At 31.2% G+C, this 13,870-nt stretch carries 15 protein-coding genes and 1 pseudogene; 8 read left to right on the top strand and 8 right to left on the bottom strand.

The genetic code is table 11. The annotated features are described in order from the left end of the window. Positions 1 to 23: 23 nt before the first annotated feature. The 5 genes and pseudogenes from ACWJJ7_RS03740 to ACWJJ7_RS03720 all read right to left on the bottom strand — a co-directional run bounded on the left by ACWJJ7_RS03740 (position 24) and on the right by ACWJJ7_RS03720 (position 3,408). On the bottom strand, positions 24 to 323 hold the full coding sequence (locus ACWJJ7_RS03740; protein WP_462964002.1) for a hypothetical protein: 300 nt from the start codon (positions 321 to 323) through the stop codon (positions 24 to 26). Between the two features lie 85 nt (positions 324 to 408). After that, positions 409 to 1,128: pseudogene (locus ACWJJ7_RS03735) on the bottom strand (amidase domain-containing protein); the annotation flags it as partial. Next, positions 1,110 to 1,256 (bottom strand): hypothetical protein, encoded by a 147-nt coding sequence (locus ACWJJ7_RS03730; RefSeq protein ID WP_462964001.1) that lies wholly within the window; start codon positions 1,254 to 1,256, stop codon positions 1,110 to 1,112. The gene ACWJJ7_RS03730 and the pseudogene ACWJJ7_RS03735, both read right to left, overlap by 19 nt. A 15-nt stretch (positions 1,257 to 1,271) precedes the next feature. Continuing rightward, positions 1,272 to 2,150, bottom strand: a complete 879-nt coding sequence (locus ACWJJ7_RS03725; protein WP_462964000.1) for a M15 family metallopeptidase — start codon at positions 2,148 to 2,150, stop codon at positions 1,272 to 1,274. Between the two features lie 388 nt (positions 2,151 to 2,538). Continuing rightward, complete coding sequence (locus tag ACWJJ7_RS03720; RefSeq protein ID WP_462963999.1) at positions 2,539 to 3,408, bottom strand: SDR family oxidoreductase; 870 nt, start codon at positions 3,406 to 3,408, stop codon at positions 2,539 to 2,541. Positions 3,409 to 3,812: 404 nt separating this feature from the next. On the opposite strand from ACWJJ7_RS03720, the gene ACWJJ7_RS03715 reads away from it, so the two are divergent. After that, positions 3,813 to 5,087, top strand: a complete 1,275-nt coding sequence (locus tag ACWJJ7_RS03715; RefSeq protein ID WP_462963998.1) for a DEAD/DEAH box helicase — start codon at positions 3,813 to 3,815, stop codon at positions 5,085 to 5,087. A 319-nt stretch (positions 5,088 to 5,406) separates the two neighbouring features. Here the strand turns inward: ACWJJ7_RS03715 and ACWJJ7_RS03710 are convergent, their stop codons facing one another. Further along, positions 5,407 to 5,667, bottom strand: a complete 261-nt coding sequence (locus ACWJJ7_RS03710; RefSeq protein WP_462963997.1) for a glutaredoxin family protein — start codon at positions 5,665 to 5,667, stop codon at positions 5,407 to 5,409. Between the two features lie 368 nt (positions 5,668 to 6,035). On the opposite strand from ACWJJ7_RS03710, the gene ACWJJ7_RS03705 reads away from it, so the two are divergent. From ACWJJ7_RS03705 to splB, 4 genes are all read left to right on the top strand, one after another. Then, on the top strand, positions 6,036 to 6,296 hold the full coding sequence (locus ACWJJ7_RS03705) for an AI-2E family transporter (protein WP_462963996.1): 261 nt from the start codon (positions 6,036 to 6,038) through the stop codon (positions 6,294 to 6,296). Positions 6,297 to 6,313: 17 nt separating this feature from the next. Then, a complete protein-coding gene (locus ACWJJ7_RS03700) occupies positions 6,314 to 7,174 on the top strand; it encodes a methyltransferase domain-containing protein (protein WP_462963995.1) in 861 nt (286 codons plus the stop codon). A gap of 317 nt (positions 7,175 to 7,491) precedes the next feature. Beyond that, the gene (locus ACWJJ7_RS03695; RefSeq protein ID WP_462963994.1) at positions 7,492 to 7,725 is read left to right on the top strand and encodes a hypothetical protein; all 234 of its coding nucleotides are present in this window, start codon (positions 7,492 to 7,494) and stop codon (positions 7,723 to 7,725) included. Positions 7,726 to 7,966: 241 nt separating this feature from the next. Further along, on the top strand, positions 7,967 to 8,977 hold the full coding sequence (gene splB / locus ACWJJ7_RS03690; RefSeq protein ID WP_462963993.1) for a spore photoproduct lyase: 1,011 nt from the start codon (positions 7,967 to 7,969) through the stop codon (positions 8,975 to 8,977). Between the two features lie 216 nt (positions 8,978 to 9,193). Here splB and ACWJJ7_RS03685 read toward each other — a convergent pair whose 3' ends face one another. Together ACWJJ7_RS03685 and ACWJJ7_RS03680 are read right to left on the bottom strand one after the other, a co-directional pair. Then, positions 9,194 to 10,534, bottom strand: a complete 1,341-nt coding sequence (locus ACWJJ7_RS03685) for an MATE family efflux transporter (protein ID WP_462963992.1) — start codon at positions 10,532 to 10,534, stop codon at positions 9,194 to 9,196. A 296-nt stretch (positions 10,535 to 10,830) separates the two neighbouring features. Next, positions 10,831 to 11,121, bottom strand: a complete 291-nt coding sequence (locus ACWJJ7_RS03680) for a leucyl/phenylalanyl-tRNA--protein transferase (RefSeq protein WP_462963991.1) — start codon at positions 11,119 to 11,121, stop codon at positions 10,831 to 10,833. A 92-nt stretch (positions 11,122 to 11,213) separates the two neighbouring features. Between ACWJJ7_RS03680 and ACWJJ7_RS03675 the strand changes: the two genes are divergently transcribed. The 3 genes from ACWJJ7_RS03675 to ruvB all read left to right on the top strand — a co-directional run bounded on the left by ACWJJ7_RS03675 (position 11,214) and on the right by ruvB (position 13,870). Beyond that, positions 11,214 to 11,990, top strand: coding sequence for a hypothetical protein (locus ACWJJ7_RS03675; RefSeq protein WP_462963990.1), 777 nt, complete (start codon positions 11,214 to 11,216; stop codon positions 11,988 to 11,990). Positions 11,991 to 12,197: 207 nt separating this feature from the next. Next, positions 12,198 to 12,797: a Holliday junction branch migration protein RuvA gene (gene ruvA / locus ACWJJ7_RS03670; protein ID WP_462963989.1), complete on the top strand. Its 600-nt coding sequence runs from the start codon at positions 12,198 to 12,200 to the stop codon at positions 12,795 to 12,797. A gap of 23 nt (positions 12,798 to 12,820) precedes the next feature. Beyond that, positions 12,821 to 13,870: a Holliday junction branch migration DNA helicase RuvB gene (gene ruvB / locus ACWJJ7_RS03665; protein ID WP_462964934.1), complete on the top strand. Its 1,050-nt coding sequence runs from the start codon at positions 12,821 to 12,823 to the stop codon at positions 13,868 to 13,870.

Below are 13,870 nucleotides of genomic sequence, written 5' to 3'. Positions count from 1 at the left end.
CCACGGCGATTCTTTCTGGGGAATTATAAATTTTCGAATTCATTTAGTGTCTTTAATTTGCTCTCAACTTTAGCCTTTTCACTTCTTATATTATCTAATTGCTGTATTAGTTTTTTGTTTTCTACTTTTATGTTTTTGGTCGAATTGTGTTGAAGACCTGTCTCTGAAAGTTCTAATGTATATTGAATTTCTTGCTCAAGCTTGCTTTTATAAGTTTCCTCAAACTCCTTCTCTACCTCAGTTAATTCTTCATTTAAAGTTGTTTTCATACTGTCAATAACCTGCCTAGTAACTTCTGATTTAATTTGTTCTTCAGTTTTCATAATTATTTACCTCCTTATAGTTTATTGTTTTAATGTTTTGTTAATAATGAACTCTAACTAACCAAAATTTAATGTTTTTATCGCTTTTAAAACCATCCGCATTTAGCCAAGATCTTGTTGCTCCATTTTTGTCGTAGTTCCAAGCAGGATTTTTTTTAAATTTGCTTCCTTCTAAAAGAATTTGTGATGCAAAGTTTGCACAATCGCCACGTTCAGGATTATAATTTCTATATTTTTTGTTATACTTGTAGTCATATTCTGCGGTACTTGCAGCCCCACAATATTTATCAGCATATTCTACAGCATTTACTCTTCTTTTATCTATTGTAGATAAATCTCGTGCGCTTTGAGATAGTATAAATTTTTTTATAGAATCTGCCTTAATATTATCTAAGGTTAAAGAATTTGCAAATGGATCTTTATACCACTCTTTAGAAATTACCCAAGAACCATCTTTACTCATAAGTTGTAAATTGTGATAGGTTCCAATTCTAGACGTATTTTCTAGTCCGGGCTGATTTTCATATACATATTTATATTCTGTTGAACATAATAGATAAACTGAAAAATTATTATCGCTACCTTTAATGTTTTTTACAATTACAGTTGGTATAATATGTGTAAACTTAACTCCTTGTTTCTCTGCCCAATTGTTAATATACTCCATTTTTCTTTTTTCATATTCATATGCCCAAGTTCCGTATTTTGTGTCCATATTATAAAGTGACTGTATTAATTCTAAATCACCGATAAGTATGGCTTTATTTCTTTTTTGATAAATTTGATCTATACAACTAGTAACTTCTTTTTTGAATCATCCGTAATAGCATATGTGTAACTATTGCTACATAACTGTATTAATAAAAGAAGTATGATAAATATAAATAATCTACTTTTAGATAATTGTAATTTTTTAATTTTACAAAAATTCATAATATTATACTCCTATTATTTTATTAATGCATTGATTCTATCAATTGCATTTTTTATAGGCACTTGTTGCCATGGTGCACCTTCATACCAAGCATTTTTTGAACCTACATTGCCTGTAAAATAGCGAGCTTTTAAAATGATTTCAGGTCTATACTCGAAATGTAAGATATCAAAGTGTGACCATTTACCACCCCAAACAAAGCCATTATTTTCAAAAATTTTTACAAGCTCGTTCGGATATGAGGATAATCTGTTTTCACCTGCATCTTTAGAGGCCCATTTCCAATAATCACTTTTGTCACTAGCAAGATCAATAGCAATACCAAAAGAATGAGGACTTAATCGATTTGTACCTGCAATTACACGATAATTAAAAGTGCCACTACAGGGAAGAAGACATCTTCTTACATTTTGGTTTCTTTCTGACATAGGAATTAGCTCACTCATAACAGCTTGCAGTGAATCGGCTGCACTACTACTATTATTGAATTGAAAATTGCTATAACCTACTTTGACTTCTGTAAGTTTGGATTCTACAGCCTTTTTTGAAGTGCCATAAACTTCTGATAATAAATCATAGGACCGAGAGCGACCAGGATCAAAGTTAGACTCCATAATGCTTTTAACAGCAGAAAGGGGATAAATTTGATCTAACGTGTCTTGAAGATCTGGGTTTGATAGTTTTTCTTGTGAATTTTTCTCTTTCTTGTCGTCATAGCATATCTTTTTTCCAGACTTCATTATTAAATATACGCGTCCATTATTTTCTTCAATATTTGTAATATATTCAGGATAAGCTATCATTAGGCAGAGTAGGTCTTGCTTCATTATTATGTTATACTTATCAGTGTTTTGATCTGTAAAAGTAAAATTACTAGCTGAGGCTATTGTCATATTGCAAATATTAAGAAGCAAACTAATAAAAAGCGTGAGAGTAAAAATTTTGATTTTGATAATATCCTCCTCCTTAAAAAAAATAAATTATTTTAAGAGATTTTTAAGAAATATATAAGGATCAGATTACTTATTAATAATACTATTGGTATATATATTTGCCGATGTACTATTATTATATGTGTGGATATATTAACAAATTAAGTGAAGCTATTTCCAATAAAAATAAAATAATTATAAGTTTTTAAAAAATTTCAAAAGGAGAGAAGTAGAAATAACGGTACCACAAAGCGAACAAAATAGGCCTCAAAAAATTGATGCCTATTTTGTATTTTTCTATTTAGTTACGATAAGAAACATGCCACTTGTAACCTGGATGATGCAGGTATTAACCATTTATGATATTACCACCATTTACATGAATAGTTTCACCACTTATAAATGAAGCACCTTCGGAAGCTAAAAATACATAAGTTTCAGCGAGTTCTACGGGTTGACCTGGCCTTCCCATAGGAGTGTTGCTCCCAAATTCACCAACCTCGCTTGCACTGAAGGAAGATGGTATAAGAGGCGTCCATATGGGGCCTGGAGCCACTGCATTAACTCTTATTTTTCTACTTGCTAGGGAGAGGGATAAAGAACGAGTAAAGGTAACTATTGCTCCCTTAGTTGAGGAGTAATCAATTAAAGTTTCATGTCCTTTGTAGGCTGTAACTGATGAAGTATTTATAATAGTAGCGCCTTCTATTAAATGGGGTAATGCAGCTTTAACCATATAAAACATGGCAAAAATATTTGTTTTAAAAGTTTTCTCTAGTTGCTGCTTTGTAATATCTTCAATGCTATTTTGGGGATGTTGCTCCCCGGCATTGTTCACAAGAATATCTAATTTACCCAATTCTTTTATTATTTTGTTTACAGCATTATTGCAAAAAATATCGTCTCCTATATCGCCGGTAATTAAAATACACTTTCTACCCTTTGCTTCAATAAGTTTTTTTGTCTCTTCTGCATCTTCATGCTCATCAAGATATACTATGGCTATGTCAGCTCCTTCTCTGGCATATGCGAGAGCAACTGCTTTTCCAATGCCACTATCACCACCTGTAATTAAAGCAACTTTATTCATTAATTTTCCAGAGCCTATGCAATTTGAAGTTTCAAAAATAGGTCTTGGATTCATAAGTGTTTCCAATCCTGGTTGTTTATCTTGTTTTTGCTCAGGTACGCTCATAGGGTAATTAAAGTTTTCATTCATATAAATGTCTCCTTTTGTAAAAAAAATTTATAGCTATAGTTTGTGGCAAATCAACATTTATATTCACATTTATTTATGAAAATTAGAAGAATAGCAACAAGAGTCGAAATATGTTATAATAAAAAAATATGAGTGCAACGAACAGTTGAATTAAAACAGTTATAAGATTGAAGTTGATATAAAAGAAACATATTTATTTATACATCATAGACCTACAAAGTCGGAGCTAAATGAAGAAAAATCAGCCTAAATATGCTCATATCACTAATAAAAGGGTGGTTTCTTAGATGCAATATAATCATGTAAGAAAGTTGTTGTTTCCAATTTTCGGGAAAATTCATAACAGGATATCAGTGATTTGTGACATTTAAAGTTAAAGACAGCCACTTCCAAAGGAGAAAAAAATGTTATTCGAAGACTTAAATCTTATTACGCCAATAAACAAGGCTTTAAAAACTGAAGGTTATCTGGAACCTACGCCTATACAAGAAGCTGCAATTCCTACTATATTGGAAGGAAAAGACGTTCTAGGCTGTGCTCAGACAGGAACTGGAAAGACAGCAGCTTTTGCTATTCCTATACTTCAAATTCTTTGTGGGAGACAAAAAGTTATAAAGGGACCTAAAAATATAAAGGCCTTAATACTCGCACCTACTAGGGAACTAGCAATTCAAATTGGAGAAAGTTTTACAGCCTATGGTAAACACATGAATCTTACTAGTGCAGTTATTTTTGGGGGCGTATCACAAAAAAAACAAACTGATGCTTTAAAAGATGGAGTGGATATTTTAATTGCCACTACTGGTAGACTACTCGATTTAATGCAACAGAAATACATTAACATACACAATGTGGAAATGTTTGTACTTGATGAGGCAGACCGTATGCTTGATATGGGATTTTTGCGTGACGTAAAAAAAATCATAGCGCAACTACCTAAAATTAGACAAACTATGTTATTTTCAGCAACTATGCCGCAAGAAATTTTAAAGCTAGTGGATTCTATTCTTGTGGATCCAGTAAAAGTAGCAGTGACACCTGTTTCATCTACCATTGAGCTTATTGAACAATCAGTATATTTTGTGGATAAAAAAGATAAGAAACCGCTACTTATTCATTTGCTAAAAGATAAGTCCATAGTCTCTGCCTTGGTATTTTCAAGAACAAAACATGGTGCAAATAAAATCACTAAAGACCTTAACAATGTAGGAATAGAAGCACAAGCTATTCATGGTAATAAATCTCAGGGGGCTAGGCAACTTGCTTTAAATAATTTTAAGACGGGCATCACAAGAGTGTTAGTTGCAACAGATATAGCAGCGAGAGGTATTGATGTTGATGAATTATCTCATGTAATCAATTTTGATTTGCCAAATGTACCAGAGACTTATGTTCATAGAATAGGAAGAACTGGTAGGGCAGGACTTGGTGGAGTTGCACTTTCATTTTGTGATGAAGAAGAAAAACCTTTTCTTAAGGATATTCAAAAGGTTATATCAAAATCAATACCAGTAATAGAAAATCATCCTTATCCTGCAAGTAATGAACCTGTAGTAGCAAGTAATGATAAGGCAAATAAACCTTCAACAAGAAAGCCTCAACAAACAGGCTATGCTAGGAGAAATGGAAGAAATCATGGTGGAAATCAACAACCTAAAAATTTTAGATCAACAAGATAAAAAACATAAAGCCAATGATTATATAAAATAATCATTGGCTTTACTAATCCATATTAAAATATGGATTTATTATTCCGTATTTTAATTTTCATACGGAATTACTTAGTAGTCCCCATTTTTAGCCCTAGCAACACTGCCTACGCTTAAAATTACAGGTAATTTATAAATTAACATAACTAACATCTCCCTTTTATAAGTTTAATGTTTGTTTGTCGACTACAATAATAGTATATCCCGCAATTAAAAAGATATACATGAAATTAAAAAAATGTAAGGAGATAATTTTAAATTATCTTCTTACATTTTTAGTTTACTAAAATTATTTTAATGCCTTTTCAAATATACCAAGAATAATATTTTTAGAGGCAACGCCTTCATGAACTTTAACTCCGTCAACATAGTAGGTAGGTACATAATAGTAAGTATATTGTTTTGCTATATCCGGTTGAAGCTCTTCATCAATTATTTTAATATCAATACCAGCGTATTCTGGATTTTGTTTTTTTATAGCGTCCATCCAAGCAAGTGCTTTTTTACAATATGGACACCATTCAGTTACAAACATAATTACGGGTTTCATTTATTATCATCACCAAACTTTCTTATTAGTATATATATTATACACCATTTTTCTTATTCTTCGTGTATTATGAAATTTAAAATTTTAGTGCATAGTAATTAATAGAAATAAGTTAAACAATTTGATATAATGAAATAGCCCAAAAATAATTTATTATAGCGAAAAATCAAAATAGTATTTAAACGAATTTTCAAAAACAACCAATAAAAGAAGATAAATGAGAGTAGTTCTTCTAGCAGTCAAATATATACCAATATTTGATCAAATTAACATTGCAAGTTATGCTAAATCAGGTATTCGAAGTATTATGATTTTTGTAACTAATTTTGGAGAGTGGAGTTTTAATTTTTTTATATATAGTAGTATCAGTGATCGGACTGGCGATAATGGGATTCCCTCAATTATTCGCTCTTGCATTTATGATATTTATTTTAAACCCAAAGCTTATGTCTGATACCACTAATCTTCCAATGTTTTTTACTTTTGTAACATTGATAGTATCAGAGCATTTTATGGGAATTTGGGGGCTACTCCTTGGAATACCAATATTTATATTTATATTAGATTCAATAGGAGTAGAGTTTAGTGAAAAAACAATTCCAAAATTAAAGAAAATTAAAGAAAATTAAAGAAAGGCAGTGTTTTTGTGACAATAGAAAATAATGAATCTATATTAAAATGTCCCGTATGCAATTTAAGTTTAAAAAAGTATGAAAAACAATATCTATGTTTAAATAATCATAGTTATGATATAGCAAGTAAAGGACATATTAACCTTTTGCTTGCTAATCAAAAGAAAACAAAAGATCCTGGTGACAGCAAAGAAATGATGGAAGGACGTAGAGACTTTTTAAATAAAGGGTATTATCACACTTTTTCTGATAAATTAAATGATGTAATAATATCAAATATAAGTGGAAATAATATAAATATACTTGATGCTGGGTGTGGAGAAGGATATTTTTTATGCAGGTTAAAGGAAGCCATATATAGAAAAGAAGCTAGCTACACTCAAAATAAAGAAGTTAATTTTTATGGCGTAGATATTTCAAAAGCTGCAGTTACTTATGCAACTAAGAGAGATAAAGAAATAAAATTTATAGTAGGTAGTAATTTTAACCTACCCATAATGCCAAACACTATAGATATCATTATAAGAAATTTTGCACCGTCAGATGAGACTGAGCTTAATAGGGTTCTAAAGGATAAAGGCAAGCTAATTGTTATAACGCCTGGGGTTCAACATTTATATGGATTAAAAGAAATATTATATGTAAATGCTAGAAAACATGAGGAAAAAGTAACAACATTTGAGGGATTTAAGTTAAATCAGAGTATGGAAGTTAAGTACAATATCGACGTGGGAAATGGTGAAGATATAAAGAGTCTTATTGCAATGACTCCTTACTATTGGACTATTGATAATGCTATGAGAGAAAAAGCTAATGATACCTCAAAGCTTTCAACTTTGCTCCATTTTAATATAAGTATATATGAAAAAAATTAACAATAGACTCCATTCGAACTTCTTTAGTTTTATTGAAATTAAAATATGATTAGTAACTAATGGAACTACATTTACAATGTATAATAAAATATATAAGAATAAATTTTTATTTGGAGAAAATTATGCTTTTACCTTAGCAATGGTAATTGATCAAGTCTTGCATGATAATAAAAAATAAAATAATGGGTAAATATCATTAATATTTGATTTTTAGAAAACTTTTTAAAAAAAACTTATTAATTTAATTAGAAATGATTTATTGATGTTATTTAAGATGTTATAATGTATTCGATAAATAAGAAATTTGAGGTGCATCCATGACTAATGATGAAATGTATAAACGTATAATAGCTATGACTAGTGTTAAAACTGCAAAAAACTTTATTAAAACTTGTGATATAAGTAAAGGGGACCTAGGCAAGCTGTGTAAGAAATTTAACATATTTGTAGAAGGTAAAGCTACTAAGGAAGAAATGATTGATAGATTTATAGGAGAAACCCTGGGAAAAAAATTAAAAAAAAAGGTGATCAATAAATACAACACTAGATAAAAAAATTAAGTTGGTAAAAGCACTGAAATATGGGGATAATGGTATATATTTACTATACCATTATCCCTATATTTTAGTTTCATTGGTAAATATAAAATCACGGTGTTATTGTGGAATCAGTAGGTATAATAATTATTGTGTGTTTATAAGTGATAATAAGTAAGAAATAAGGAAGACTATAAAGGATCTGAGATTTATAAATAACTTTTTTTAATAAAATAATACTTGTGAGGTGAGGATAATGGAGTTGTTTATACCGGACGTTGCATATATAGATCCTAAAGTTCTGAAATATGATGCCGCCAAAAAAGTTATAGAATACTTAGAAAAATTAAAGGTACCCATAGTTAATTCTAAAAGGGTGGTAATAGATTGTGGATCATCTGAAAAAAACTATGCAATGTCAAAAAAGATTATTCTTTTTACTATAAATGGTAAAAAAAAATTAGTAAGTTGCAGGCCATCTGCTGACTATCAATTTTCACTATCAAGTTCATGCCCTGCAAATTGTGAATATTGCTATCTTCAGACTACTCAAGGTGAAAAACCTTTCATGAAGATTTTTATGAATATTGAAGAAATTTTAGAGATTATACAAACTTATATAGAGGATAATATGCCGAATATTACGACCTTTGAATGCGCAAGTATAACAGATCCCATTGCGCTTGAACACTTAAGTGGTAACTTAAAAAGATGCATAGAGTTCTTTGGGGAAAGTTCCAATGGTAGATTGAGGCTTGTAACTAAATTTGACGATGTTGATCCATTTTTAAAGCTAAAATATAACAAGCACACAAAATTCAGATTTACTTTAAATTCGCGTTATGTAATAGATAATTTCGAACACAATACTTGTAGTTTTCATGAAAGAATAGACGCAGTTAAAAAAATTGCTGCTGGTGGGTATCCAATAGGATTCATAATTGCACCTATTATGATATATGATAATTGGCGGGAAGAATATAAGGAGTTATTTGAAACACTAAAAATAGCACTAGGTGATTATAGTGAGGAAGTAAGTTTTGAACTTATTCAACATAGATTTACTAAAGCGGCAAAGGATTTGATAGTTCAACGATTTAAAAATACTAAACTTGATCTGAATGAAGAAAAAAGGCAATTGAAATGGGGGCCGTATGGAAAATTCAAATATGTCTATAAAAAACCAGACAGCGAGGATATTAAAAATTATATCTCAGAACTTATAAATAATAATTTTAAGCGGGCAATAATTGAATATTTTACTTAGTATTTTTTACCAAAGATAAGATGGTAGCATACTATTAAGAATAGTATTGATTTATTTCATAACAAAAAACCGCGCTATTATATTATGAACGGCGTCCTGTATAGCTCGCAGGGTGACGTTCGCTTTTTTTAGCTTCCGAATCTATAGTGTACATTATATATTTTTGATAGCTTTTATTTTTGTAATAAAAGCTATCGAATGGAGCGTGATAATATGTCAAATTGGCGGATGCATAGAAATGGCATCTTTGAGATAATTCTTTATAAGGAATAAGCTCAATAATAAGGTAATCACTTCTGCACACGGAATAGTTAACCAAACTCCTGTCATTTGCAGAAAATGCGGAAGAATGAAAATCAAAGGGATAACAGTAACAAAACCTCTTGTAAGAGAAACGGTAAATGCTTTTGCAGGTTGATTAATAGAAGCAAAAAATGAAGACGTTAGAATATTAAAACCCATGAAGAAGAGGGAAATAAAATACAGCCTTATACCTGGTGTCGCCATATCAGCAAGCGCTGCATTATGCTCCTTGTTAAACAATTGGATAATAACATTTGGGTAAACCAACCCCGCAATATAGAAAGCGAAGCCAATACAAAATGAAAGTATCACAGCGTATCTGAATACTTTCTTTATGTTGTCTTTATTTCCTGTACCGAAATTTATACTCAAAATGGGTTGTATACCCTGTGCAATACCAGTAAAAACAGCGATAACAATTAAAGCAAGGTTAGCGATAATTCCATATGCTGCAACGCCGATGTTTCCGATAAGATTTAAAATTTCAAAATTGAACAAAAGCATAATGAGTCCCGAAGATACCTCTGTGAACAAAGACGGTAATCCGAGCGAAAATATTTTTTTAACATACTTCTTTTGTAATGATGTTTTTACTAATTTAAAATGGTTTTTCTTCTGTATAAGGTGGACAGACAGTATACCAATACTTATGATAGGGGCAAGACTTGTCGCAAATGCGGCGCCGAACATACCAAGGTTCATGTGAAAGATAAAAATATAATCAAGAATGACATTGCCAAGGCTTCCTGCAAGCATGGCAATCATCGAGAGCTTAGGATTGTTATCATTCCGTACAAAACAAACAATCACAGTGTTTACCATAAAAGCACAGGAAAATAGTAGTATTGTTCTTAGGTATGAACTTGCCATTGGCATAACCTCTGCATCAGCACCTAGCAGTCTCGCAATATCACCAGAGAAGAATGCTCCGACTGCCGTAAACAGGAACCCGAAGGCAAGAGCCAAATAGATGGTTTGCGTAAAGGTCTTGCTCGCATTTTTAAAATTTCCATCGCTGCAGAGAATGGAATACCTTATGGCACCTCCCATGCCGAGCATTAAACCGATACCATTCACAAGACTATAAATAGGCAATACTAAATTCAATGCAGTTAAACCGTTATTACCCATATTTCTTGATACAAAAACCGTATCTGCCATTATGTAGAAAGACAGCCCTATCATGCTGATTACATTTAACAATACATATTTGAAAAATAATTTATTAATGCTTGTATCAGTTTTTGTTTTCATACTATAATCCTCCTAACAAAAAAAGCATTAGGCGATTCATACCCTAAGACCTAACGGCATGAATTCCTAACGCTTATGATTTCAATACATTTATCCGGTGACAAAAGTACCTAAGCAATATTTATTTAATAATATTATAATCCTTGGCGTTTGTCAATGCGTTTCCATGTTTCAGTGTTTCTGTTTGTAAGAAGTTTTAGAACTTGGATAATTTAAGGATTTGTGTAACTTAAAAGCGCAATTTCAAAGGGTTAATGCGTTGTATGAACCTGACAGTAAATCATAGTGAATCCTTTTTATCCCAATGACTTGCCTAGAGTAATAAAGACTACCTTAGAGGCATTATCCATAGTTGAAAACATTGATACACTAAAAAAACATTTCCCCATACTTATGCCGTATAATCCACCAACTAACTTATCTTTGTGCCAGGTTTCCACGCAATGGGCATAGTCGAGTTCATGAAGCTTGCAGTAAGCTTCAATCATTTCATTTGTAATCCATGTACCTGTTTCTTTTCGTGTATTGGAACAATTAGATATAACATCTCTGAACCAAGTATCAAAGGCAACTCTATATTTCTTCATAATTATAGGAAATTGATATTTATGTTATATTTTTCAATCAATTGAATGAATACCCCCCTATATGGACATAATTCCAAATAAGGAGTGGTAATATGAAAAACAGAAAAATTTTATATTCAATATTTACAATAATATTAATAACTTTCGTTGGTGCTAACTATTCTCTTAATCACTATATGAATAAAAATGATTTAAAGCTTGAAGCTTGTGGCAAATTGCCATATTTAAAATTCACTGCGAAAGGCATTAATGATAATGACAAAAATAATTTAATGCAAACGTCCGTGAATACTAAATTGGTTAGGGTATCTCAGGATACAAAATTTATGTTTAAGATTAGATATAAAGATAATGAAGTTAGAAATAGGGTGCTTGAAAAACAATTTAATGGGTCTGATGTTCTAAATAAAAAAACAAAAGCAGAACTTAATGAATTTTTTGAAAACCAAGGTTACACAGTTTTTAGTATGAGTAATGATGAAATAGTTTTTGTTAATAATAGTAATAGGTACAGTTACAAAGCTAATAGGTATTTTTTGGGAGTATATGAGGACCTTGTAACAATTTATAAAACAGATGAAAATGGAGACATAACAGCTCATAAACTATTTAATTCAAATGTTTATATAGCAAATGGTAAACAGCAGAAATATGACTTTGAGGCTCGAGACAAAGGGGAATTACAATATGTCAAGATAGGTGATTTGAAAGAAAAAGATGGGTTGGTAGATGACCTAATTCGCGGTAGAAAAAATAGTGAAGACGGTGATGGTAGTAAGGATGTGGAAGAAAGCGAAGAATATGAAAAAGGAGAATTTAAAACTCCCGAAAAGGCTTTTGATTATGCTAGGGGTTTATTAAAGTCTTAAAATCCTAATGTGAAATAAAAAAATATGTAAAAAAACCTTAAGAAAAATGTATTTCTTAAGGTTTTTTTACTTAATATTTATTTTCATGCATCTTAATTATTGAATTAATACTGTTTAGGTGGTAAAGTGTTATGTAGCCTTTATAAAAATGAGAAGATAAAGATTAATAATTTATATCTTCGACGAAAGCATCAAGGAGGAAATATTATGTACGAATATATAAAGGGGATTTTTGTAGGCATTAGTAAGGACTATATTGTAGTAGATAATAATGGCATGGGTTATAAAATATATACCTCTGGAAGTACTATGGCAAAGATGCCCAAAACTAACGAGCATGTATTATTATATATAAAACAGATTGTTAGAGAAGATTTTATTGGACTATACGGATTTCTAACAAAAGATGAGATAGAGATGTTTAGCCTTGTAATTAGTATAAATGGGGTTGGGTCAAAAGCCGGCTTATCATTACTTTCTATTTGCAGTGTTACAAATTTAAAATATGCGATTGTATCGGGAGATGAAAAAACTTTAATACGGGCACCTGGAATAGGCAAGAAAATTGCTCAAAGAATAATTCTAGAGCTCAGAGAAAAAATTCATATTGAACAGTCAACAGCTAACACTTTATCACAAATTTCAGGTAGTAGTTTAGAAGATGATAGAAAACTTATAGAGGTTTTAGGAGCGCTTATTTCCCTTGGATATTCTGAAAAGGAAGCGGAAAAAGCATTAAAAGCTATAAGTAAAGAACAATCACTTGAAAATATGATTAAAGATTGTTTGAAATATTTGATGAACTAAGGTGGGAGTACACTATGGATGATATTGAGGAAAGAATTATTACTTCATCGGTCATTGAAGAAGATATGGACGCAGAATATTCGCTAAGACCACAAAAACTTAGAGAGTATATTGGTCAACCAAAGATTAAAGAAAAATTAAATATATTTATTAAAGCAGCTCAAAATAGGGAAGAAGCTCTTGATCATGTGCTTTTATATGGTCCTCCTGGGCTTGGCAAGACAACGCTTGCCAACATTATTGCAAAGGAAATGAAGGGTAACTTAAAAGTAACCTCCGGGCCAGCGATTGAAAGAGCAGGGGATTTGGCAGCTATTTTGACTAGTTTGAGCGATTATGATGTTATTTTTATTGATGAAATACATAGACTTAATAGAGCTGTCGAAGAAATACTATATCCTGCTATGGAGGATTATGTTTTAGATATTGTAATTGGAAAAGGAGCTTCAGCAAAATCTATAAGACTAGATCTGCCTAAGTTCACACTTATTGGGGCAACTACTAGGATTGGACTATTAACAGCACCTCTTCGTGATAGATTTGGTGTGCTAAGTGCCATGGAATATTATACGCAAGGTGAGTTAAAAGAAATAGTAATTCGTTCTTCATCTATTTTAAAGGTAGATATTACGGAAGATGCTGCAATTGAAGTTGCAAGACGTTCAAGAGGTACTCCGAGAATTGCTAATCGTTTGCTTAAGAGGGTTCGCGATTATTGTGATGTTAAGGGTAATGGAATTATTGATTTGAATTTAGCGAAGTCTGCTTGTGAACTTCTTGAAATAGATGACGAAGGCTTTGATAGAATAGATAATAAAATGCTTGAAGCGATTATAGATAATTTTAATGGGGGACCGGTAGGCATAGAGACCTTATCATATTTTATAGGAGAAGAATTAGGAACGCTACAAGATGTCTATGAACCTTATTTAATTCAAAAAGGATTCATAATAAGAACCCCAAGGGGGAGAATGGCTTCTAAAAAGGCTTATCAACATTTGAATAGGCCTTTTAAAAAGCCAAATAAGCATAAAAATCTAAAACAATTCACAGTATTTGATGATGAAGTTTAA

It is taken from the genome of Clostridium sp. CM042, assembly GCF_055080995.1.
The sequence above is the reverse complement of the archived record's forward strand: the minus strand, read 5'-3'. Positions and strand labels throughout refer to the sequence as shown.